Consider the following 18,940-nt stretch of genomic DNA (forward strand, 5'->3'; position numbering starts at 1 on the left):
ATGCCAAATACAGTGATCTATGAGGTTCGGGAATATGTCCTGGACGCGAACGGCGAGACGAAAGAATACATCCCGGCAACGCGCTTCCGGGTACTGAGCGCGACGGGGCCTCTTGCGATAGCGTTTGGTCCTACCGATGGTTTCCAGCGCATTGAAAGCGGCCTTGGTATCAGCACGATTGAGCCATTCAATATGGTTCGCATTAAGGATATTTCCGGCGCGCAAAACACGATCCTGGTTGCCTACGCGGGATCTGATGTAGCCGATAGCCGGTTGACCGTCACGGGCGGTCAATTGGGTGTGCTTGATCCTGTGGGCGGCGAAAGCTTTTCTGACATCGTAACTGCGCTTCAGGCGGTCACTGCGGCAATGCGTGAGGCGACATTATTGCGGGCGCCATTGACTACATTGGATGGCGCGACATATGCGGCGGCGAACAACACGACGACAGAGGTTGTTTCGGCTGCAGCTAATACTGATGGGGTAATCGTTCGGCTTGCGGGCCTGTCGGCTGCCTCGAATGCGGCCTATGTCACGGCGGGCGGGAATTACCTTCTAAATCAGTACAGCAATGAGCCGGGAAAAAAGATGATTGAGAATGTGTTCGTCCCTGCGGGCAACGCGATTTCTATTTCATCGGCGGGGGCTGGGTCTCAAACAACATTCATTTGGTATGAGGTGCTCTAATGGGCAATCCAACTGCAAATTATTCCTTTGAGGGAATGTCCGACGCTGAAAAGGCGGCATTGGCCGTCGATCCGGTAACGGGCTTTAAAATCGTCGCAAGCGCAAAGCGTGGCGGTGTCGAATGGCTGTCTTTTGAAGACGGAACGGAGGCGGTACGCGACCAGGACGGCAACGCGGCTGTATGGCCTGAATAATGCGCGCGATCCTGCTGGTCGCGCTGTCATTGATCCTATGGGGGTATAACAAAATGAAGTTGAACGAGGCACAATTGACAATGGCGCGCACCATGTATGGCGAGGCGCGAGGCGAGGGCGCGACGGGCATGCAGGCGGTCGGCAACGTCATCATGAACCGCGCTTTGTTGGGCGGATGGTGGGGTAATAGCATCGTGTCCGTTGCTCTGAAACCGTGGCAATTTTCGGCCTGGAACGCGAACGATCCGAACCGCGATGTAATCGCCAATCTTATGCCGGGCGACAATCAGACCTTTGATCTTGCATATGAGATTGCGGGCAAGCTGATCGACGGGGACTTGCCGGATATCACGGGCGGCGCAACGCACTACTACGCCGATACGATTTCGGAACCGGGATGGGCGCGCGGGGCCAATCAGACGGCCTATATCGGGCATCATAAATTCTTTAATGAGGTCGCGTGATGCAGTTCGTTCCTATCGTGATCTGGTCGCTGGCCGGGTCTATTGCGACACTCTGGGCAACCCGCCAAGAGGGGGAAGCTGAAACCGTGACGGAGCGGATCACAACCAATCTGGGCGCGGTCTTTATTGCCGTGGCCGGGGCCGTTGCGACCGCCTGGGTTTGGAAAAAGGTGCGGTAATGCAAGCGATTTTCGACATCATTAGGGAGGCGCTGGGCGTCGGATCGGATGCGGCGATCATCGGGTTTGCGTTGATCCTGTGGCGGATCGAGCGGCGCTTGTATCGGGTGGAATTGCACCTGTGGCCGAAAGAGGGAGGGCGGTTATGATCTCGGAAGTTGTCAAGGGCATTGCGGGGCCATTGTTTGGCCTGGTTGACAGTCTCTTTACGTCGGATGAAGAGCGGGCGGCGGCAAAGCTAAAGCTGATGGAGATGGAACAGCGCGGCGAATTGGAAACCATGCGGGTCCAAATGAGCGCCATTCTGGCAGAAGCGAACAGCAAAGACCCCTGGACAAGTCGCGCGCGTCCGGCGTTTTTGTATGTGATTTACATCATCATCCTATCGGCCTTACCGATGGGCATTCTGAGCGCGTTCCGGCCTGATATGGCGACGGAAATCACCCTGGGCGTGAACGCATGGCTGTCGGCGATCCCGGATGCGCTCTGGACCCTGTTTGGGGCCGGTTATCTCGGATATGCCGGTGCGCGCACGGTCGATAAGCTGAAAGGCGGTCAAAAATGATGCTGCGGAAAATGCTGGTACGGGCCGCAATTCTGGGCGGTGCATCGGCCTTGGCGGCGTGGGTGTCCAGGGCGGTTGTGCCGGGGGAGGCCGACCCATTCGCACCGACTGGTGAAGGCAAAACGGAAGTGATCCGCGCGGGATTGGCCGGCGCGGTTTTTGGCCTGGTCTCAGGCATCATCTAATGCCGTGCCGGATATGTAAGGGGCACGGTGATTTAAGGTGCGGCGTTTGTTATGGCTGCGCAATCAAGGCGGAAAGGAATTCAAAAATGGCACGTAAATCAGTATCGAAAAAGGCGGCAACCAAGGGCAAGGGACGCCTGAAAAAGGGCTATCGCTAAGCGAAGGGCGGGCGGATCGTGAAGGCGAAAAAGCGGTGACGCTATCGGCTGCGGTTTGGCGTCTTGTGCGGGGCTGGCTTTAGGCGGTCTGCCAGGGTTGATTTCGGAATTCTGAAATCGTTCTCAATTGTTCTCAGGGACGCGCCTTTGCGGCGTTTGATTTCTGCACCTTGGAGGCGGGCCGATAGGTCCGCCTTTTCTCTACGCTCGATCTCTAACTGCACCGGAGTCACGGGCAGGCAAAATCGTGCCGCTGCACTGGAAATAGCTGCATCGGCTGCAACGTCATTTTTTATCATCATGCGATCGGCGAGGTCTGCGGCGCGACGGATCACAGAAAGGCGCGACGATTGCGCCTCTCTGTCGGAAATATCCGTTGCCTCTCTGATAAGTAATTTTTCAATCTCGCCGAAGATACCGGCAAGTCTATAGAGCGTGTCCGAATTCATCGCTTTCCCCGATTATTGTTATGCCATATTCAAGCGGGGGAATGCGTGAATGACAAGGGAAACCGCTTTCTGAGCCATTTTCTTAATTTTCCATAATATACATTATCACGATTAATATAAAGAGATACGTGGAAGAGTCGGCCACTGCCTTGCGCCACCCTCTTGCCAATAAAACGGAAACCAACTACGCCGTTAAGCATACAAGGTATCCTGCGATCAGAAACGGACGTCATGACAAACACATCAACCCGGCCCTCGGATCACAGCGTCCCTGATCAGCAGGTATTGGGCATTGTGCTGATCCTGGCGTCCAACGTGATCATGGCGCTGGGCGATGCGCTGATAAAATATGTTAGCGCCGATCTGACGATCTGGCAGATATTTGTCGTCCGGTCTGTTTTCGCGTTTTGTTGTCTGGGCGCCTTTGCCTATTGGAACAGAGGCCCGGTCGCGCCCAGGCACTATGGCTGGGTTCTGTTACGCAGCCTGTTCCTGGTATTGACCTGGTTGTCATTCTACGCCTCCCTTCCCGTTCTAAACCTCTCTCTGGCCGCCGTGGTGATTTACACCAATGTGATCTTCACAACGCTTTTGTCTGCGGTGCTGTTCAAAGAGCGCGTTTCCGTCAAACAATGGCTGGGCGTTCTGTCCGGATTTGTCGGCGTCGCAATAATCTTACGGCCCGGCACCGACAGTTTCTCCTGGTTCGTCCTGATGCCCTTGGCGGGCGCATTGTGTTATTCCTTAGCCAGCCTTGTGACGCGCCATAAATGCCAGGGGGAACGCGCCCTCACCCTCGCCGCATCTCTGCATGTCTCTTTCATCTTCATTGGGGCGCTGGCGACGGTTCTGATTGCAGCGATTGGTGTCACTGACACGGTTAGAGACTTTTCCTACTTTCTGTTTGGCAGTTGGACACCCCTGACAATGAATGCCTGGGGTATCATGGCGCTGTTAGGGCTGTTATCGGCGTCTTTCTCCCTAGGGGTGGCGCGGGCCTATCAGGTCGCCCCCTCCCAGATCATCGCCACATTTGACTATAGCTATCTGGTTTTTGCCGCCGTCTGGGGGTTCCTGTTCTTCGCAGAAATCCCTTCGATCACAACTCTCATCGGGATGGCTGTCATTACTTTCGCAGGTGTTCTGGTTTCAGGCCGAACCAGGCCCCGCGCTTAAAGTCAGCACGGAATAGGCAATCAAGTCTGGACTAGGCCTCGACGGGTTTGATCATTCTCCCTAAACTGACCAAAAGCTGACATTGTGAATGGGTCATTTCCTATGCCAAAGCCTATCAGAGTGAAAGAAGTTGAAGACTTTCTGTCCACCCATCCCGACACGAAATATATAGATGCGTTTATCTTTGATCTGTGCGGATTTCCCCTGGGAAAGCGCTATCCGATCCAGGATATCGACAAGCTGTATGCAGATGGACTGACGATGTGTGCGGCGGTGTCGCTGTTGGATGCGACGGGCAATACCAGCGACCCGATGGGGCTTGGCGTCTCGGATGGGGACCCGGATGCGCTGGCCCTACCCATCCCGGGCACGTTAGCCCCGGTTGCCTGGGCATCAGAGCCCACAGCACAGGTTCTGCTGGAAATGCGCCGGCCCCAGACAGGCGATATTGTCCCGTTCGAGCCACGCCAGATTCTGCGTCGCGTTGTGGATCGCTTTGCGGACCTGGACATCACACCGGTCGTCGCACTGGAACTGGAATTCTATCTGATCGATATGGACAGAGCGGAAGATGGCGGGCCCCTGCCCGTTAAATCCCCGCTGAATGGCCGCCCGGCCCGGGCCAATCAGGTTTATAGCATTGAGGCATTGGAAGAATATGCCGAGATCCTGACGGCGATTACCGATGCCTGTGCCTTACAAGGTGTCCCCGCCTCTATCGCGTCGGGTGAGTTTGCCCCTGGGCAGTTTGAATTGAACCTGACTCATGTGGCTGATGCTATGGCGGCCGCTGATCATGCCTGCCTGCTGCGGCGTACCGTGCGCGCCGTGGCACGGACTTTTGGCATGGAAGCGACCTTTCTGTCCAAACCCTTCCTGGAAGAGTCCGGTTCCGGCCTGCATGTCCATATGAGCTTCTGTGACAAGGATGGGCATAACATCTTCCACGAAGAAACGGACACGGATGAAATCCAGATGCGCCGGGCCATGGCGGGATTACAGGCCGCAATGCCGGAATCCATGGCGATCTTTGCGCCCAATCTGAATGCGTTCCGACGGTTCGCGCCCAACCTGTTTGTGCCGGTCACACTAGATTGGGGCTATGACAACCGATCTGTCGCCTTCCGCATTCCATCCGGACGGGGACAGGCCAAAAGGATTGAACACCGGGTCGCGGGCGCGGATGCCAATCCCTATCTGGCGCTGGCCAGTGTTCTGGCAGGCGTTCATCATGGCCTATCGAACAAGTTGGAGCCGATCAGTGAGGCACGCGCGGGCAATGCCGGCGAAGAGGTCGACCCGCGCCTGCCATTGACGATTTGGCACGCTCTGGAGCGATTGGAGGATGCACCCATTCTCAATGACTATCTGGGGGCGGATTATGTACAGATGTACAAAACCGTGAAAGAGAATGAATTTAAAGACCTGCTGTCTGCCGCCCTGCCCCGTGAATATGACTGGTATCTGTAAGGAACCCCATGACCGACACATCCAATATTGATCGCCTGTTGGCGGTCATGGCCAGATTGCGCGATCCCAACGGCGGCTGTCCCTGGGATCTGCAACAGGACTTTACCAGCATTGCCCCCTACACGATCGAGGAAGCCTATGAGGTCGCAGACGCGATCGAGCGCGGCGACCGCAATGACCTGAAGGACGAACTGGGCGATCTGTTGCTGCAGGTCGTGTTCCATGCTCGCATGGCGCAGGAGGAAGGCAGCTTCGATTTTGATGCGGTCGCAGGCGCAATTACGGACAAGATGATCCGTCGCCATCCCCATGTCTTTGGCTCCCATGTTTTTGGCAAGGATGGTGCGGATACACCCGACAAGGTCAAGGCAAGCTGGGAGGAAACCAAGGCCGCTGAACGGGCCCAGAAAGGTCAAGATGACAGCGCCCTGTCTGGGGTGGCGCGCGCCCTGCCCGCCTTGATCCGGGCTGAGAAACTCTCCAAACGCGCGGCGCGTGTCGGCTTTACATGGTCAGAGCCCAGTGAAGTCTTCCGCGACCTTGAGGAAGAAGTCGAAGAATTAAAGGAAGTCATCGCGGAAGGCGGTGATCCGGACCGGCTGGAAGACGAGATGGGCGATATCCTCTTCGTCGCTGCCAATCTGGCCCGCATGCTGAAAGTTGATCCCGAAAAAGCCCTGGCCCGCACCAACCGAAAGTTCGAAATGCGGTTCCGCGCGGTCGAAGCAGCAGTCGCGGCAGACGGCAAGCGTGTCGAGGATGTGCCCCTGGCCGAGCTGGACCAACACTGGAACGCAGCCAAGGGTGTTGAGAAGTAGGCCTAGCCGGTTGTTTTATGCTGGCTCAAAGCCAAAGAACGCACCCCATTGTGAATGATGCGCGACGATAAGACGGTCCTTGTGACGATTGAAACCTACTTGATTTCGGTTAAACAAGTTTTCGACCGCCCCTAAATTGTCGACGCCGAATATCAACCCTCTATGTCGCAACTCCGTGTCGCTGAGCGTTTGTTCGATACCATATTCCGATGCTATTTGATCTGGCGTTTGGAGGGAAACGCGGCCATTTTCCAACTGACACTCAATCGTCTCGTGCCCTGAAGATGCCTCAGTCATCGCAAAAAGGGTATGGTAAAAGTCACGATAAATCTCCGGATTCCGTGTGCAAGAGAGCACCTGTCTTGCTCCTAAGGTCGTGTTTTCATGCTCCAGAAGGGATGATCGATCAATCTTTGGGACAATTACATCCTCACAGGTGAAAAAGTATCCCGATAAAGCCTTTGGATGCGTGGCAAAGGCCAACTTGGCCGAGACCGTGTCCAGTGTGCCATCAGGTTTTTCAAACCTTCGGGTGAAAGAAACCAAATCCCCACCCGAGACACCCAGCGCCAAATAATCAGAATGATCTTTGTCGGCGTCCAGGGACGTCGTCACGATATGGGAAAAGCCATCATGCCCGTGTCGGTCCCGAAAGGCAGCATCATTCTTAACGAAGGTATTCCCATCTTGGATCGCTTGCGCATATTTAACGGCGTCTTCAACGGCCAAGGTCTCGATCATAGGACCGCTGCGAAAGTACATATTCGCATTGTATGTCCCAAAGGGGTGGACACCATTCGGCGCAACAGTAAACCCCATCCGCTGATATCGTTCCCGGGCTGAAGACAGATTATCCGCAACCAAAACGTAATGATCAATCAAGCGCATTTACTAAACCTTCGATCTAGTGAAACAGCATTCTTACGTGTTTTTATGAGGTTAGGAAGACATCATAAGAAACCATGATATGTTCCCGAAAGGCAGGGCGTTGCGTTAAGCTGGTATAGTAGCGGGCAAGATTTGGCAAATTTGCGCGGTCAATTTGAATGTCATAATAGCGATACAGGATATGTCCGAACTGTATATCAGCCAGGGTTAGTGACTCCCCGACCAGGTAAGACTGATCCTTCAACCTGCTATCCGCAATAACGAGTTTTTCTTCCAAAGCAGCAACGGCCATGCGAATGGCATGATAGTCCACTTTCTCCTTCGGTGTGCGGATCAGGCGCCAGAAGATCGGGACAGTAAAGCCCATGGCGACATTGATTTTGGACCATTCGGCCCATCGGTCCACCTCTGTCCGGGCCAGCAATTCCTTGGGCCAGAAGGCGTTGTCTGCATAACGCGTGGCCAGATAGCGCAAGATCGCTCCAGTTTCCCACAGTGGCGGATTTGTCCCATCCTGCAACACGGGAATGGCGCGATTAGGATTGAGTTGAAAGAACGCGTCGGTATCGGTGCCGCCAAAATTATGGCCGATGTCATGGCGTTCATAGGCAAGGCCCAGCTCCCCGATGCACCACATTAGGGCTTGGACATTTGATGAGGTCTTTCGACCCCAGACGGTTAACATTGTTCAATTCCTAACTGCGTGGCGAGATTTGTTGCAGGCGCACAATGGTGGAGACCGGGACAAGTTGAAATCCCTGTTCGCGTGCTGTCTTCATCCATTCTGACACAACCGCCAGTGTTTCGGGATGCGGGTGACCAATGGCGATGGCATAGCCTTGGCGCTTGGCGGTCTCTTCAACCCGGCTTAACTGCTTGCGGATCGCATCGGTATCGATTGTGTTGTCCAGAAACACATCCCGCACGGCGTATGGCATCCCCAGTGCGGCGGCGGTGCTGTATCCTTTAGAGTCCGAGGTTGTAACCGAATCGACGAAGATCAGGCCGCGTCGCCTTAATTCGCTCAGGACAAGGCGCATCCCCTCCGAATCCGCCGTGAAACGGCTGCCCATATGATTGTTGATCCCGACATAGCCGGAAAACTGGGAAAGGCCCCAATCCAGTCGTCGCAGGATTTCCTGGGGTCCCAATTCCTTTTGCAATGCATTGGGGCCGGGATCAACGCCAAGGTCCAGCGGAGCCATGGGCATATGAACCAAAATCTCGTGGCCCCTTTGACGTGCCGCGGAAACCATTTCCTGTAAATGATGACCATAGGTCAGAAACGCCAGGGTCAGCGGTGCTGGCAGATTGATTGCCTCCCTGCTGTGCGCCTGATCAATGCCCAGATCATCAAAAATCAGGGCGATCATGGGCATACCGGGAATGGGCGTCAGTGGGACGGCATTGGCAAGCCAGGTATCTGGATCCGCCATCGGACCGGGAGGCGCCAAAGCGGGCGCGTCGGGCAATCCGTTTTCAGAGTTTCGGTTCTCTGGGGCCGCGGGTTCCGGTACAGATAGCTCCGGGGCTGGCACTGGCGCGGCGGGTGCAGGAATCGGGGTGACCAGGGCAGGTTTTGCTGCCTGTTTTGGGGCCTCATTCGGGTCCGGGCGCAATGCTTCTGGTTGGTTCGCCAGACTTTCTTCATACAGCCGCTTCGCGGTTTCTGACCCCTGTACGATGACAGGTAAAGGCGGGCCTTTGGGCAGGGTCGCTTCGTCGATGTCGTTCTGATTGATCTGAACGGTGGATTGGGGAGAAGGCACGGTTTCAGAGGGGGCCAACCATAAACCCAAGCCGGTCCCCACCAGGATTCCAATGACCAAAACCCCGCCGACAACGGCGCTATAGAGAAACCGGGTTGTCCGGAACCAAGGCAGACGATGCGCTGCGTGACGAATGCGCGCGCCAGACGCCCCCTTGCCTTTTTTTCTTGAAGCTGTCGCCATAAGGCTTTTCCAAAATCTGTGCCTGGCCAAGAATGCCAGATGCCGTGGTCGCTGAGTCTAAAGCCGAAGGATGAATAAAGGCAAGGCGCGGACATCTGATCCCGTCCGACCCTAAGGTCAAGCCCCTTCGCGCAGGCGGGCATCCAGGGCCACACGCATCAATCGCGCCTGCCGCCCTGGACCCCGGATCACGTCCGGGGTGACTATGCTGATGATGGATACGCCGATGCAGCCCCTCCTCAGGATGAAATCTGTGCGGGTGGTGAGAATATGGGCGCATAAAAAGTGCACTCACCCTGAGGAGCGCAGCGCCTCGAAGGGTGCCTTTCTGCAAGCACCCCCCCTCCCCGTCATGCCCGCGCAGGCGGGTATCCAGGGCCACACGCATCAATCGCGCCTGCCGCTCTGGACCCCGGATCACGTCCGGGGTGACGATGCTGATGATGGATACGCCGATACAGCCCCTCCTCAGGATGAGACCTGTGCGGGTGGTAAGAATATGGACACATAAAACGTGCACTCACCCTGAGGAGCGCAGCGTCTCGAAGGGTGCCTTTCTGCAAGCACCCCCCTCCCCGTCATGCCCCTTCGCGCAGGCGGGTATCCAGGGCCACACGCATAAATCGCGCCTGCCGCCCTGGACCCCGGATCACGTCCGGGGTGACGATTTCGATAATGGATACACCCTTACAGCCCCTCCTCAGGATGAGACCTGTGCGGGTGGTGAGAATATGGACACATAAAAAATGCACTCACCCTGAGGAGCGCAGCGCCTCGAAGGGTGCCTTTCTGCACGCACCACCCCCTCCCCGTCCTTGGCGCCTCCTCAGCGCTCTCTGCGGTTACTCTTTATAGCCCAGACGGGGCGCTGGGGCCGATCCTTTGCCAGATGTCTTTTCCCATGCCGGAACGCTTGCTATAACGCGAACATCTTATCACTTGTGGGCCGATAGGTCCTTACCCGCTCGGATTGGGCCTATGTATCTCTTGATCGATAACTATGACAGCTTCACCTACAATCTGGTCCATTTTTTGGGCGATCTGGGGGCGGAGTGTGAGGTATATCGTAACGACAGGATTGATGTTGAAACGGCGATAGGTCTGAAGCCGCAAGGCATTGTCATTTCGCCTGGCCCCTGCGATCCGCCAAAGGCTGGCATCTGCCTGGACCTGATCAAGGCGGCGGCAGAAAACAATGTGCCTTTGATGGGGGTCTGCCTGGGGCACCAATCCATCGGCTACGCTTATGGCGCAACGGTTGAGCGTGGCCCTGCCCCCATGCATGGCAAGGTCTCTGAAGTCTCTCATACCGGGCAAGGTTTGTTTGAAGGCCTGCCGGATCGGCTGAAGGCAACGCGCTATCACAGCCTTGTCGTGTCGGAACGGGATTTACCGGACTGTTTTACCGTGACCGCGCGCACCGATGATGGCGTGATCATGGGCATGGAGCATAAAACCTATCCATTGCACGGCGTGCAATTTCATCCAGAAAGCATTGCGTCGGAACATGGTCATGAGATATTGGCCAATTTCCTGAAAAGAACGCGGAATTAGGGGGATTTGGCATGGCAGCCGACCTGCAGGATATGAAACAACTGATCGGGAAAGTCGTTGGCGGCGAAAGCCTGACCGTGCCAGAGGCAGAGCGCGCGTTTGACATTATCATGTCGGGCGACGCGACCCCGTCCCAGATGGGCGGTTTCCTGGCGGCACTTCGTCTGCGCGGTGAAACGGTGGAGGAAATTACCGGGGCTGCGCGGACCATGCGTGCAAAAGTGTCGCGTATTCATGCGCCGGATAATGCCATGGATATCGTGGGAACGGGCGGCGACAAGCTGGGAACACTGAATGTCTCGACCGCTGCGGCCCTAGTCGTTGCGGGGTGTGGTGTGCCCATTGCCAAACACGGCAATCGTGCCGCCTCCTCTAAATCAGGCACAGCGGATGCGTTGGGCCAGTTGGGTGTCGATCTGGATTGTCCCTTCCCCAATATCGAACGGGCCATCAAGGAAGCGGGCATTGGATTCATGATTGCCCCGCGCCACCACGGGGCGATGCGCAATGTCATGCCGACCCGGGTGGAACTGGGCGTTCCCACAATTTTCAACATTTTGGGGCCCTTATCCAATCCGGCCTTGGTGAAACGTTATCTGATCGGCTGTTTCCGTCCTGAATTCATTGAGAAAATGGCGGAAACCCTGGGCGATCTGGGGGCAGAGCGCGCCTGGGTCGTGCATGGGCACAGCGGTATGGACGAGATCAGCACGACCGGCCCTACTCGGGTCGCCTCGCTGGAAAACGGGAAAGTCACCACATTTGACATCTCCCCAGCGGACATTGGCTTGCCGGTCGCGGCGTTGAAAGACCTGCTGGGTGGCACGCCGGAGCATAATGCGGGGGCCATCACGGCCTTACTGGACGGGACGCCGTCGGCCTATCGTGATATTGTGGTCTTTAATGCAGCGGCTGCATTGCTGATTGCTGGTAAGGCCAAAGATTTGAAAGACGGCGCGACACAAGCGGCCGATAGCATCGATTCAGGCCGTGCCAGACAGGTGCTGACAACCCTTGTGGCTGTTACCAATGATTATCCAAAAGAGGGAAAAGCCGGATGAGCGACGTCCTGGCCAAAATCTGTGCTGACAAGCGCAACCATATCAAGGCCCGCAAAAAGGCTGTGCCAGAGGCGGATATTCGTGCCCAGGCCGAAACCGCCCCTGCACCGCGCGGATTCGCTGAAGCATTGAGGAAAAAGGTTGCGGCGGGTGACTATGCGCTGATTGCCGAAATCAAGAAGGCATCGCCGTCCAAGGGGCTGATACGGGCTGATTTTGCGCCTGCTGCCCTGGCCCGGGCTTATCAGAAAGGCGGTGCGGCCTGTCTGTCCATCCTGACGGACGAACCCTATTTCCAGGGTAAGGATCAGTATCTCAGCGCAGCCCGCATGGCCGTGACCCTTCCGGTTCTGCGCAAGGATTTCATGCTGGACCCCTATCAGGTCTATGAATCGCGCGCCTTGGGGGCCGATTGCATCCTGCTGATTATGGCAGCCCTGACGGACAAGGTTGCGATTGAATTGGAAACCCTGGCCCATGAACTGGGTATGGATGTCCTGATCGAAGTCCATAATGAGGAAGAAATGCAGCGTGCCTTGCAGCTAAAGTCCCCTCTTCTCGGCATAAATAACCGCAATCTCAAAACTTTAGAGGTGGATCTTAAAGTTACTGAGGAACTGTCTGAAATGGTACCTGAGGGCAAGGTTCTTGTGGCGGAAAGTGGTTTATACGGCCCGGCTGATCTGGCACGGATGGAGAAAGTCGGCGCGATGCGCTTTCTGGTTGGCGAATCTCTGATGCGTCAGGACGACGTGACGGCTGCTACGCTGGCCCTGTTGACCCGTGCACAGGCAGCCTGACCATGGCAGAACTGACCCATTTTGACGCGAACGGCAATGCGGTGATGGTCGATGTCTCCGACAAGGGGGAGACCGAACGCACAGCAACGGCCCGTGGTCTGGTGCGCATGGCGCCGGAAACCCTGGCGACGATCAAGGAGGGCCGCGTGAAAAAGGGCGATCCCCTGACCGTCGCGCAATTGGCAGGCATTATGGGGGCAAAGCGCACGCCGGACTTAATCCCGCTGTGTCATCCCCTTGCCCTGACATCGGTAAAGGTTTTCCTGAGCCTGGATGAGGAGATTTCTGGGGTCAGGATTGAAGCCACGGCGAAGCTGAAAGGCCGAACCGGTGTGGAAATGGAGGCCCTGACTGCGGTGTCCGTGGCCGCACTGACCGTCTATGATATGGTCAAGGCGATTGATAAGGCGATGCAAATTACAGATATCCATCTGGTTCATAAAGCGGGGGGCAAATCAGGCGAGTATCGGGTTGCGGAGACAAATTCCTGATGATTTCCGTCGCTGAGGCCCGTGAACGCATTCGGTCAGCCCTGACGCCGGTTGGGATTGAAACCATATCACTGGATCAGGCGCTTGGCCGGGTCACGGCCTCTCCTTTGCTGGCGCGTCGCACGCAGCCTCCTAAGGACGTATCTGCCATGGATGGCTATGCGGTGCGTGGCGCGGATGTCCAGACGGTGCCGGTATCGCTGAAAGTCGTTGCGGAGGTTGCAGCAGGCGCATCTTATGAAACAGAGGTGCCTGCCGGTCATTGTGTGCGGATTTTTACCGGTGCCCCCCTGCCCGCCGGCACCGATACGATCGTCATTCAGGAAGACGCGGATGCGGACGAACAGACCGGCACCGTCACCATCCGGGAAGGCGCGCGGATAGGCACCTATGTGCGCAAGGCCGGGTTGGATTTTGCCCAAGGTGATGAGTTAATACCCGCAGGCTATCGCCTGACCGCGCGGGATATTGGCACAATCGCCGGAATGAACATTCCCTGGCTGTCGGTATATCGTAAACCCCGCATTGCGATCCTCTCGACGGGAAATGAAATTGCCATGCCGGGCGATCCGCTGGGACCCAATCAGATTGTCAGTTCCAATGGACCCGCCCTGGCGGCTGCGATTACGGCGGCAGGCGGGGTGCCAACCCTGCTGCCCATTGCGGCGGATGATCCAGAGGCGCTGAAAGCCCTGGCCCATCATGCGGCCGGTCATGACCTGCTGTTGACGACGGGGGGCGCCTCGGTCGGTAAGCATGATCTGGTCGGTAGTGTGTTGCAGGATGTCGGCCTGAAGCTGGATTTCTGGAAGATTGCTATGCGACCCGGCAAGCCCCTGATGTTTGGCCTGTTAAACGAAATGCCGATGTTGGGGTTACCGGGCAATCCGGTCTCTGCGCTGGTCTGCTTTCTGTTGTTTGGACAGTCTGCCCTGGCGCGCCTTGCCGGCATGAAAGATACAGACCCGGCCTTCGAAACAGCGCGTTTGGGCGTTGAACTTGGCCAGAACGATCAGCGGGAAGATTACATGCGCGCAACCCTGCGACGCGATTCGGATGGTTTTCTGGTGGCGGAGCCTTTTCAGCGTCAGGACAGTTCCATGATGCGCCGCCTGGCAGCGGCGGATTGCCTGGTGCGACGCCTGCCACATGCTCCTCCGGCAGTAATGGGGCAACCGGTTGAAATCATGCTGTTTTCTGGTGGGTATCTTAGCTTTTAGGGGAACATATACCCGCTAAAGAGAACATATGTTCTAATTTTACCCCTTGACACAGAGTGCGAACAAAATTAGTCCATAGAACAGGTAATCACGGTCTGAGCGCCATTGCGCCCCATGAACAGGAGAAGAACAAGATGCTGACCCGGAAACAATATGAACTCCTGATGTTCATTCACGACAAACTTCAAGTTTCGGGGGTATCCCCTTCTTTCGAAGAAATGAAAGAGGCATTGGACCTGAAATCGAAGTCTGGGATTCACCGCCTGATCACAGGGCTGGAAGAGCGTGGATTCCTGCGACGCCTGCCCAACCGCGCCCGCGCCTTGGAAGTTGTGCGCTTGCCTGAGAATTCGACGCCGGAGCAGTTGCCGATCCGCAATCGCCGCGTCGAAATGCTGCGCCAGAAGGAAATTGGCAGCAAACGATCCATGATGCGCGGCGGCGGTAACACCGTTCAATTGTCCCTGTATGGCCGGATCGCTGCCGGAACACCGATTGAGGCGCTGCGCGATCATTCCATGCTGGTTGATGTGCCCGCCACCCTGTTGGGCCGCGGCGATCATTATGCCCTGGAGGTTGAAGGGGATTCGATGATCGATGCCGGAATCCTGGACGGGGATACTGTAATCATTGAGCGCACGGAACATGCCAGCAATGGCGATATTGTCGTCGCGCTGGTTGAAGGGATGGAAGTCACCCTGAAACGCCTGCGCCGCAAGGGGGAAAGCGTCGCCCTGGAACCCGCCAACCAGAATTACGAAACCAGGATTTATCGCCCCGATCAGGTAAATGTTCAGGGTCGGCTGGTCGGTTTGCTGCGGAAATACTAATCCACGGACCGTTGGCTGGTTAACCCGGATTTGGTCCAGGGTCTGTGTCCCCGCGCTGCCTCAACCGTTTCCACGCCAAGGGCTGGCTTGCTGTCATAGAATACATGCACGCCATCGCGATACAGATCGGCGGGAGTGATCGCGGTGCGTTCCCGGCACAGGCTGGGATGCGGGACGATGGGCAGCCGGGTCACATCGGCCTGCAGGCAATCTTCGGCAACCGCCCTTGGGTCCTGGGTAAAGGCAAACACCCCTGCCCGGCCGTCTGACAGGGTAATGTTCAGGCTGCATCCCAAAGGATCACAATGCAATGGGGTTTCCCGCAAGGCCATCAGATCCTGCCAATCCCCGCCCAGCGGAAGCGCCGTCTTTTCCTGCCAAACCGACAGGGTGAATTTATCGCGCCGTGTGGACTGGACCCATAGTTTGCCCTGCCAGATGATCGCAGCCTGATCCGAAGTTTCATGGAACAGCACCAAAGGCGTTGGCTGTGACAGGGGAGAGGCCAATCCGGCGATCACAAAAGGCGCCCCCAGATATCGCCACCGATGCCGCCAGATTGCCGCCCATAACCCGCCCAACGTGACACAAATCAGGCCCCAACCGGTCATGGGGGGCAAGTGTCCAGTGGCACCGGGTAACGTCGCGACCCAATGGGCGATGGTCAGCACCGCATCGATCCCCCATCCCGCCGCCGATAAGGGCCATGCTTCCAGGCCGAAGGGCATCACCAACAGGCTCAACAGCCCCATGGGCATCACCCAAAAGGTGACAATTGGCACAGCGACGAGATTGGCCAGGACCGAATAATGCGCAATCCTGCCGAAATGATGGATCGCAAAAGGGGCGGTCGCCGCCCCGGCGATCACCGTGGTCAGGCACACCGCTGCCATATAGAAGGCCGCCTTTCTGCTCCATCCGCGCGCCCCATCCTGTTTCCCACCCCCAAATCGATAGCTTTCATAAACAGCGACCAGGGCAATCACGGCGGCAAAAGATAACTGGAAGCTGGGGCCGATCAGGCCTTCCGGCGCGATCAACAACACCACCATGGCTGCAAAGGCGACCAAACGCATGGAAATCGCCTGTCGATCGGTCAACACTGCCACCAGAACAAGGCCGGTCATAAGAAAAGCCCGTTGGGTTGGAACCGTCGCGCCGGAAAGCAACAGATAGCCAAAAGATGCGATTAACGCCCCGAAAGCAGCCCATTTTTTGATTGGGCGATCGCGTGCCCAAGATTCCCGCAGGGCAAGAAGGAAACGCAAGGTCACAAAAACGATCAGGGCGATCATGCCGATATGCAGCCCGGAGATAGCCAGCAGATGGGCCAGTCCGGATTGGCGCAGGTCTTCCAGAATTGGTTCAGGCACGGCGGCGCGATCCCCGGTCAACAGGGCGGCCATGACCCCGCCCCGTATGCCAGGCAGGGCAGCCTGCAACGCGGCGGAAACATCCATTCTGGTTTGCTGTATCGCTATATGGGCTGTTTCCCATAGATCGGGTTCTGAAAGGCGCGGAACCTTTTCCCAATCCGACAGGCTGAACCCGACAGCGCCCAATCGATCAAACCAGGCCACACGGGCGAAATCATAAGCGCCTGGATAAGAAGGTCTGGGCGGGGGCGATAGTCGGGCCATAAGGCGGACCCGATCTCCAATTCCAGGATATGCCCCCGCCCGAAGCTTAATGCGCACGACTTCGGGGACTGGATCGCCCCGCCCCCGCCAGCCGAAGTCTAAATCCTTCAGACGAATGCGGGCACCGTCCGGGAATGTCTCGACGGCGGCAACTCGGCCACTCATGCCAGGATAGACCTGCGCGCGTTCCAGAACCGGGGCGGCCACCCAGTGCGTTTTCCATACGCTATAGGTCAGTCCGAATAGGGCAAACAGCAACAGAATCAGAATTCCAGAAAGGCGTGGCGCCCCCATCCAATGCGCCACACCTGTGATCAGGCCTGCCAGGACGCCGCAGAATACAAGGGGCAAAAGCGGTGGCTCTATGGGTAGAGAGAAGTATGCGGCTATACCAATGCCAAAGAAGACAGGGCACCACAAAGCCCACCGGTCCCGCTCGCCGGCCAGGGTTGCAGCAAGGGCATTCTGCCAAAAACGGGCAGAAAAGGTATTATCCCGCCGCATAAACGACGCTGCGTTCTGGCCTTTAAAATGACCGCTGTTCATGGTGTCCCCCCGCCAGAATGCCACCATAAAGCGACAGGTCATGACTGGCGAGATACTTTTCCAGGCTTTGCCCAACAGGTGGCTGCTGTGCTAAAGGACACTCGCATTTGCTAAATCACCATCTCATTTTAGGAGTGACCATGACTGTTGTTACGCGCTTTGCCCCCTCTCCGACCGGATTTTTGCATATTGGCGGCGCGCGTACGGCCCTGTTTAACTATCTGTATGCCCGTCATCATGGCGGCCAATATAAGCTGCGCATCGAAGATACCGATCAGAAACGCTCCAGCCAGGAAGCGATAGACGCGATCAAAGACGGCCTGTCCTGGCTTGGCCTGGAAGGCGATGGCGACATTCTGATGCAATCCAGCCAGGCCGCGCGCCATGCCCAGGTTGCCCGTGATCTGTTGGCTAAAGGTCATGCCTATTACTGTTATTGCACGCCAGATGAACTGGTCGCGATGCGCGAGAGAATGAAGGACGAAGGCCGCAAGACACCCTATGACGGGACCTGGCGGGACCGGGACCCGGCGACTGCACCGGCAGGCGTTGATCCGGTAATCCGGATCAAAATGCCCCGTGATGGCGGCAGCACGACGATCCACGACCTGGTACAAGGCGATGTGACGATTGAAAATGATCAATTGGATGATTTCATCCTGTTGCGGGGCGATGGCACGCCGACCTATATGCTGTCTGTTGTCGTAGATGATCACGATATGGGTGTCACCCATGTGATCCGGGGGGATGACCATCTGGTCAATGCCTTCCGCCAGCACCATCTGTTCCTTGCGGCCGGTTGGGTTGTCCCAGCCTTTGCCCATATCCCCCTGATCCATGGTCCAGATGGGGCGAAACTGTCCAAGCGGCATGGCGCTTTGGGGGTGGAGCAGTATCGGGAAATGGGCTATCTGCCGGAAACCCTGAAAAATTATCTGCTGCGCCTGGGCTGGTCCCATGGGGATGAGGAAATCATCTCGGAAGAACAGGCAATCGCCTGGTTTGATATGGATGCGGTCGGTCGGTCGCCGTCCCGCATGGATTTTCAGCGTATGCAAAACCTGAATGCTCATTACATGCGGCAATCCGATCCGGTGCGATTGGCCAGAATGATCGCCCCTGCCCTGAATGTTTCTGATGATGCGGATATGATTGAACGCCTGGCAGCGGGCATGCCCGGCCTGACACAGCGGGCCAGCACTCTTCCTGAACTGGCCGATGCTGCGCGGTTTTATGTTCAACGCCCCCATTTCCCCTTGGAAAATCCGAAGGCGGCAAAACTGGTTTCGGGCGATGGTCCGGCAATCGCCAAGGATTTTGCCGATCAGGTCTTATCCACCCTGTCGCCCTGGACAACCGAGTCCTTACATGATGCGATGCAGGCCTATTGTGACGCGAAAGGCCTTGGCTTTGGCAAAGTCGCTCAACCGATCCGGGGGGCTGTAACGGGCAGCAATGCCTCTCCTGACCTGATGGAAGTGCTGTTTGTCCTGGGACGTGATGAGTGTTTGGCCAGGATTGCCGCAGTTCCAGCAGAGTCATAAATTTGTAGGCACTTTCGCCATATTGTGCGCTGCGTCATTACCTTGTACTGTTCCGCACCGAAGCGAAGA

At 56.6% G+C, this 18,940-nt stretch carries 23 protein-coding genes; 18 read left to right on the forward strand and 5 right to left on the reverse strand.

What is annotated here, in order from left to right:
* The 7 genes from ACOSDM_RS08315 to ACOSDM_RS08345 are packed head-to-tail and all read left to right on the forward strand — an operon-like array spanning position 1 to position 2,274.
* Complete coding sequence (locus ACOSDM_RS08315) at positions 1-687, forward strand: hypothetical protein (protein ID WP_420724033.1); 687 nt, start codon at positions 1-3, stop codon at positions 685-687.
* Entirely contained in the window at positions 687-881 is a 195-nt protein-coding gene (locus tag ACOSDM_RS08320; protein ID WP_420724034.1) for a hypothetical protein, read from the forward strand. The genes ACOSDM_RS08315 and ACOSDM_RS08320 overlap by 1 nt, the downstream gene beginning before the upstream one ends.
* A complete protein-coding gene (locus tag ACOSDM_RS08325; RefSeq protein WP_420724035.1) occupies positions 881-1,345 on the forward strand; it encodes a cell wall hydrolase in 465 nt (154 codons plus the stop codon). Before ACOSDM_RS08320 ends, ACOSDM_RS08325 begins: the two co-directional genes overlap by 1 nt.
* Positions 1,345-1,524: a hypothetical protein gene (locus tag ACOSDM_RS08330; RefSeq protein ID WP_420724036.1), complete on the forward strand. Its 180-nt coding sequence runs from the start codon at positions 1,345-1,347 to the stop codon at positions 1,522-1,524. The genes ACOSDM_RS08325 and ACOSDM_RS08330 overlap by 1 nt, the downstream gene beginning before the upstream one ends.
* Positions 1,524-1,673, forward strand: a complete 150-nt coding sequence (locus tag ACOSDM_RS08335) for a hypothetical protein (protein WP_420724037.1) — start codon at positions 1,524-1,526, stop codon at positions 1,671-1,673. The genes ACOSDM_RS08330 and ACOSDM_RS08335 overlap by 1 nt, the downstream gene beginning before the upstream one ends.
* Complete coding sequence (locus tag ACOSDM_RS08340) at positions 1,670-2,089, forward strand: holin family protein (protein ID WP_420724038.1); 420 nt, start codon at positions 1,670-1,672, stop codon at positions 2,087-2,089. Before ACOSDM_RS08335 ends, ACOSDM_RS08340 begins: the two co-directional genes overlap by 4 nt.
* Positions 2,086-2,274: a hypothetical protein gene (locus ACOSDM_RS08345; protein WP_420724039.1), complete on the forward strand. Its 189-nt coding sequence runs from the start codon at positions 2,086-2,088 to the stop codon at positions 2,272-2,274. Before ACOSDM_RS08340 ends, ACOSDM_RS08345 begins: the two co-directional genes overlap by 4 nt.
* Positions 2,275-2,473: 199 nt before the next feature.
* Here ACOSDM_RS08345 and ACOSDM_RS08350 read toward each other — a convergent pair whose 3' ends face one another.
* Complete coding sequence (locus ACOSDM_RS08350; protein ID WP_420724040.1) at positions 2,474-2,881, reverse strand: hypothetical protein; 408 nt, start codon at positions 2,879-2,881, stop codon at positions 2,474-2,476.
* Between the two features lie 231 nt (positions 2,882-3,112).
* Between ACOSDM_RS08350 and ACOSDM_RS08355 the strand changes: the two genes are divergently transcribed.
* The 3 genes from ACOSDM_RS08355 (at position 3,113) to mazG (ending at position 6,345) form a co-directional block, all read left to right on the forward strand.
* Complete coding sequence (locus ACOSDM_RS08355) at positions 3,113-4,057, forward strand: DMT family transporter (RefSeq protein ID WP_420724041.1); 945 nt, start codon at positions 3,113-3,115, stop codon at positions 4,055-4,057.
* 102 nt (positions 4,058-4,159) lie between these two features.
* Positions 4,160-5,527, forward strand: a complete 1,368-nt coding sequence (locus ACOSDM_RS08360) for a glutamine synthetase family protein (RefSeq protein WP_420724042.1) — start codon at positions 4,160-4,162, stop codon at positions 5,525-5,527.
* 8 nt (positions 5,528-5,535) lie between these two features.
* The gene (gene mazG / locus ACOSDM_RS08365; protein WP_420724043.1) at positions 5,536-6,345 is read left to right on the forward strand and encodes a nucleoside triphosphate pyrophosphohydrolase; all 810 of its coding nucleotides are present in this window, start codon (positions 5,536-5,538) and stop codon (positions 6,343-6,345) included.
* A 15-nt stretch (positions 6,346-6,360) separates the two neighbouring features.
* On the opposite strand, the gene ACOSDM_RS08370 is transcribed toward mazG, so the two are convergent.
* The 3 genes from ACOSDM_RS08370 to ACOSDM_RS08380 are packed head-to-tail and all read right to left on the reverse strand — an operon-like array spanning position 6,361 to position 9,185.
* Positions 6,361-7,233, reverse strand: a complete 873-nt coding sequence (locus ACOSDM_RS08370) for a VOC family protein (RefSeq protein ID WP_420724044.1) — start codon at positions 7,231-7,233, stop codon at positions 6,361-6,363.
* 43 nt (positions 7,234-7,276) lie between these two features.
* Positions 7,277-7,918, reverse strand: coding sequence for a glutathione S-transferase family protein (locus tag ACOSDM_RS08375; protein ID WP_420724045.1), 642 nt, complete (start codon positions 7,916-7,918; stop codon positions 7,277-7,279).
* Between the two features lie 10 nt (positions 7,919-7,928).
* Positions 7,929-9,185: a divergent polysaccharide deacetylase family protein gene (locus ACOSDM_RS08380; RefSeq protein ID WP_420724046.1), complete on the reverse strand. Its 1,257-nt coding sequence runs from the start codon at positions 9,183-9,185 to the stop codon at positions 7,929-7,931.
* Between the two features lie 352 nt (positions 9,186-9,537).
* Here ACOSDM_RS08380 and ACOSDM_RS08385 point away from each other — a divergent pair, with 352 nt between their 5' ends.
* The 7 genes from ACOSDM_RS08385 (at position 9,538) to lexA (ending at position 15,141) form a co-directional block, all read left to right on the forward strand.
* Complete coding sequence (locus tag ACOSDM_RS08385; RefSeq protein WP_420724047.1) at positions 9,538-9,696, forward strand: hypothetical protein; 159 nt, start codon at positions 9,538-9,540, stop codon at positions 9,694-9,696.
* Positions 9,697-10,163: 467 nt separating this feature from the next.
* Positions 10,164-10,739: an anthranilate synthase component II gene (locus ACOSDM_RS08390; RefSeq protein ID WP_420724048.1), complete on the forward strand. Its 576-nt coding sequence runs from the start codon at positions 10,164-10,166 to the stop codon at positions 10,737-10,739.
* 11 nt (positions 10,740-10,750) lie between these two features.
* Positions 10,751-11,800: an anthranilate phosphoribosyltransferase gene (gene trpD / locus ACOSDM_RS08395; RefSeq protein ID WP_420724049.1), complete on the forward strand. Its 1,050-nt coding sequence runs from the start codon at positions 10,751-10,753 to the stop codon at positions 11,798-11,800.
* Positions 11,797-12,600 carry an indole-3-glycerol phosphate synthase TrpC gene (gene trpC / locus ACOSDM_RS08400; protein WP_420724050.1) on the forward strand — a complete coding sequence of 268 codons (804 nt, stop codon included), beginning with the start codon at positions 11,797-11,799 and terminating at the stop codon, positions 12,598-12,600. The genes trpD and trpC overlap by 4 nt, the downstream gene beginning before the upstream one ends.
* Positions 12,601-12,602: 2 nt before the next feature.
* A complete protein-coding gene (gene moaC, locus ACOSDM_RS08405) occupies positions 12,603-13,091 on the forward strand; it encodes a cyclic pyranopterin monophosphate synthase MoaC (RefSeq protein ID WP_420724051.1) in 489 nt (162 codons plus the stop codon).
* On the forward strand, positions 13,091-14,311 hold the full coding sequence (glp, locus tag ACOSDM_RS08410) for a gephyrin-like molybdotransferase Glp (protein WP_420724052.1): 1,221 nt from the start codon (positions 13,091-13,093) through the stop codon (positions 14,309-14,311). Before moaC ends, glp begins: the two co-directional genes overlap by 1 nt.
* Before the next feature lie 134 nt (positions 14,312-14,445).
* Complete coding sequence (gene lexA, locus ACOSDM_RS08415) at positions 14,446-15,141, forward strand: transcriptional repressor LexA (RefSeq protein ID WP_420724053.1); 696 nt, start codon at positions 14,446-14,448, stop codon at positions 15,139-15,141.
* Here lexA and ACOSDM_RS08420 read toward each other — a convergent pair.
* Complete coding sequence (locus ACOSDM_RS08420; protein ID WP_420724054.1) at positions 15,138-17,327, reverse strand: ComEC/Rec2 family competence protein; 2,190 nt, start codon at positions 17,325-17,327, stop codon at positions 15,138-15,140. The genes lexA and ACOSDM_RS08420 overlap by 4 nt on opposite strands.
* Before the next feature lie 140 nt (positions 17,328-17,467).
* Between ACOSDM_RS08420 and gltX the strand changes: the two genes are divergently transcribed.
* Positions 17,468-18,871, forward strand: a complete 1,404-nt coding sequence (gene gltX, locus ACOSDM_RS08425) for a glutamate--tRNA ligase (RefSeq protein WP_420724055.1) — start codon at positions 17,468-17,470, stop codon at positions 18,869-18,871.
* Positions 18,872-18,940 lie beyond the last annotated feature (69 nt).

This window comes from Hwanghaeella sp. LZ110 (assembly GCF_048892525.1).
GTDB lineage: Bacteria > Pseudomonadota > Alphaproteobacteria > UBA8366 > Aestuariispiraceae > Pacificispira.

Coding starts and splice junctions, on each gene's coding strand:
- ACOSDM_RS08340 (WP_420724038.1), top strand. CDS start 1,670: ATGATCTCGGAAGTTGTCAAGGGCATTGCGGGGCCATTGTTTGGCCTG.
- moaC (WP_420724051.1), top strand. CDS start 12,603: ATGGCAGAACTGACCCATTTTGACGCGAACGGCAATGCGGTGATGGTC.
- ACOSDM_RS08390 (WP_420724048.1), top strand. CDS start 10,164: ATGTATCTCTTGATCGATAACTATGACAGCTTCACCTACAATCTGGTC.
- lexA (WP_420724053.1), top strand. CDS start 14,446: ATGCTGACCCGGAAACAATATGAACTCCTGATGTTCATTCACGACAAA.
- ACOSDM_RS08350 (WP_420724040.1), bottom strand. CDS start 2,881: ATGAATTCGGACACGCTCTATAGACTTGCCGGTATCTTCGGCGAGATT.
- trpD (WP_420724049.1), top strand. CDS start 10,751: ATGGCAGCCGACCTGCAGGATATGAAACAACTGATCGGGAAAGTCGTT.
- mazG (WP_420724043.1), top strand. CDS start 5,536: ATGACCGACACATCCAATATTGATCGCCTGTTGGCGGTCATGGCCAGA.
- ACOSDM_RS08355 (WP_420724041.1), top strand. CDS start 3,113: ATGACAAACACATCAACCCGGCCCTCGGATCACAGCGTCCCTGATCAG.
- ACOSDM_RS08345 (WP_420724039.1), top strand. CDS start 2,086: ATGATGCTGCGGAAAATGCTGGTACGGGCCGCAATTCTGGGCGGTGCA.
- trpC (WP_420724050.1), top strand. CDS start 11,797: ATGAGCGACGTCCTGGCCAAAATCTGTGCTGACAAGCGCAACCATATC.
- ACOSDM_RS08380 (WP_420724046.1), bottom strand. CDS start 9,185: ATGGCGACAGCTTCAAGAAAAAAAGGCAAGGGGGCGTCTGGCGCGCGC.
- ACOSDM_RS08330 (WP_420724036.1), top strand. CDS start 1,345: ATGCAGTTCGTTCCTATCGTGATCTGGTCGCTGGCCGGGTCTATTGCG.
- ACOSDM_RS08370 (WP_420724044.1), bottom strand. CDS start 7,233: ATGCGCTTGATTGATCATTACGTTTTGGTTGCGGATAATCTGTCTTCA.
- ACOSDM_RS08335 (WP_420724037.1), top strand. CDS start 1,524: ATGCAAGCGATTTTCGACATCATTAGGGAGGCGCTGGGCGTCGGATCG.
- ACOSDM_RS08360 (WP_420724042.1), top strand. CDS start 4,160: ATGCCAAAGCCTATCAGAGTGAAAGAAGTTGAAGACTTTCTGTCCACC.
- ACOSDM_RS08420 (WP_420724054.1), bottom strand. CDS start 17,327: ATGAACAGCGGTCATTTTAAAGGCCAGAACGCAGCGTCGTTTATGCGG.
- gltX (WP_420724055.1), top strand. CDS start 17,468: ATGACTGTTGTTACGCGCTTTGCCCCCTCTCCGACCGGATTTTTGCAT.
- ACOSDM_RS08315 (WP_420724033.1), top strand. CDS start 1: ATGCCAAATACAGTGATCTATGAGGTTCGGGAATATGTCCTGGACGCG.
- ACOSDM_RS08320 (WP_420724034.1), top strand. CDS start 687: ATGGGCAATCCAACTGCAAATTATTCCTTTGAGGGAATGTCCGACGCT.
- glp (WP_420724052.1), top strand. CDS start 13,091: ATGATTTCCGTCGCTGAGGCCCGTGAACGCATTCGGTCAGCCCTGACG.
- ACOSDM_RS08325 (WP_420724035.1), top strand. CDS start 881: ATGCGCGCGATCCTGCTGGTCGCGCTGTCATTGATCCTATGGGGGTAT.
- ACOSDM_RS08375 (WP_420724045.1), bottom strand. CDS start 7,918: ATGTTAACCGTCTGGGGTCGAAAGACCTCATCAAATGTCCAAGCCCTA.
- ACOSDM_RS08385 (WP_420724047.1), top strand. CDS start 9,538: ATGCCCGCGCAGGCGGGTATCCAGGGCCACACGCATCAATCGCGCCTG.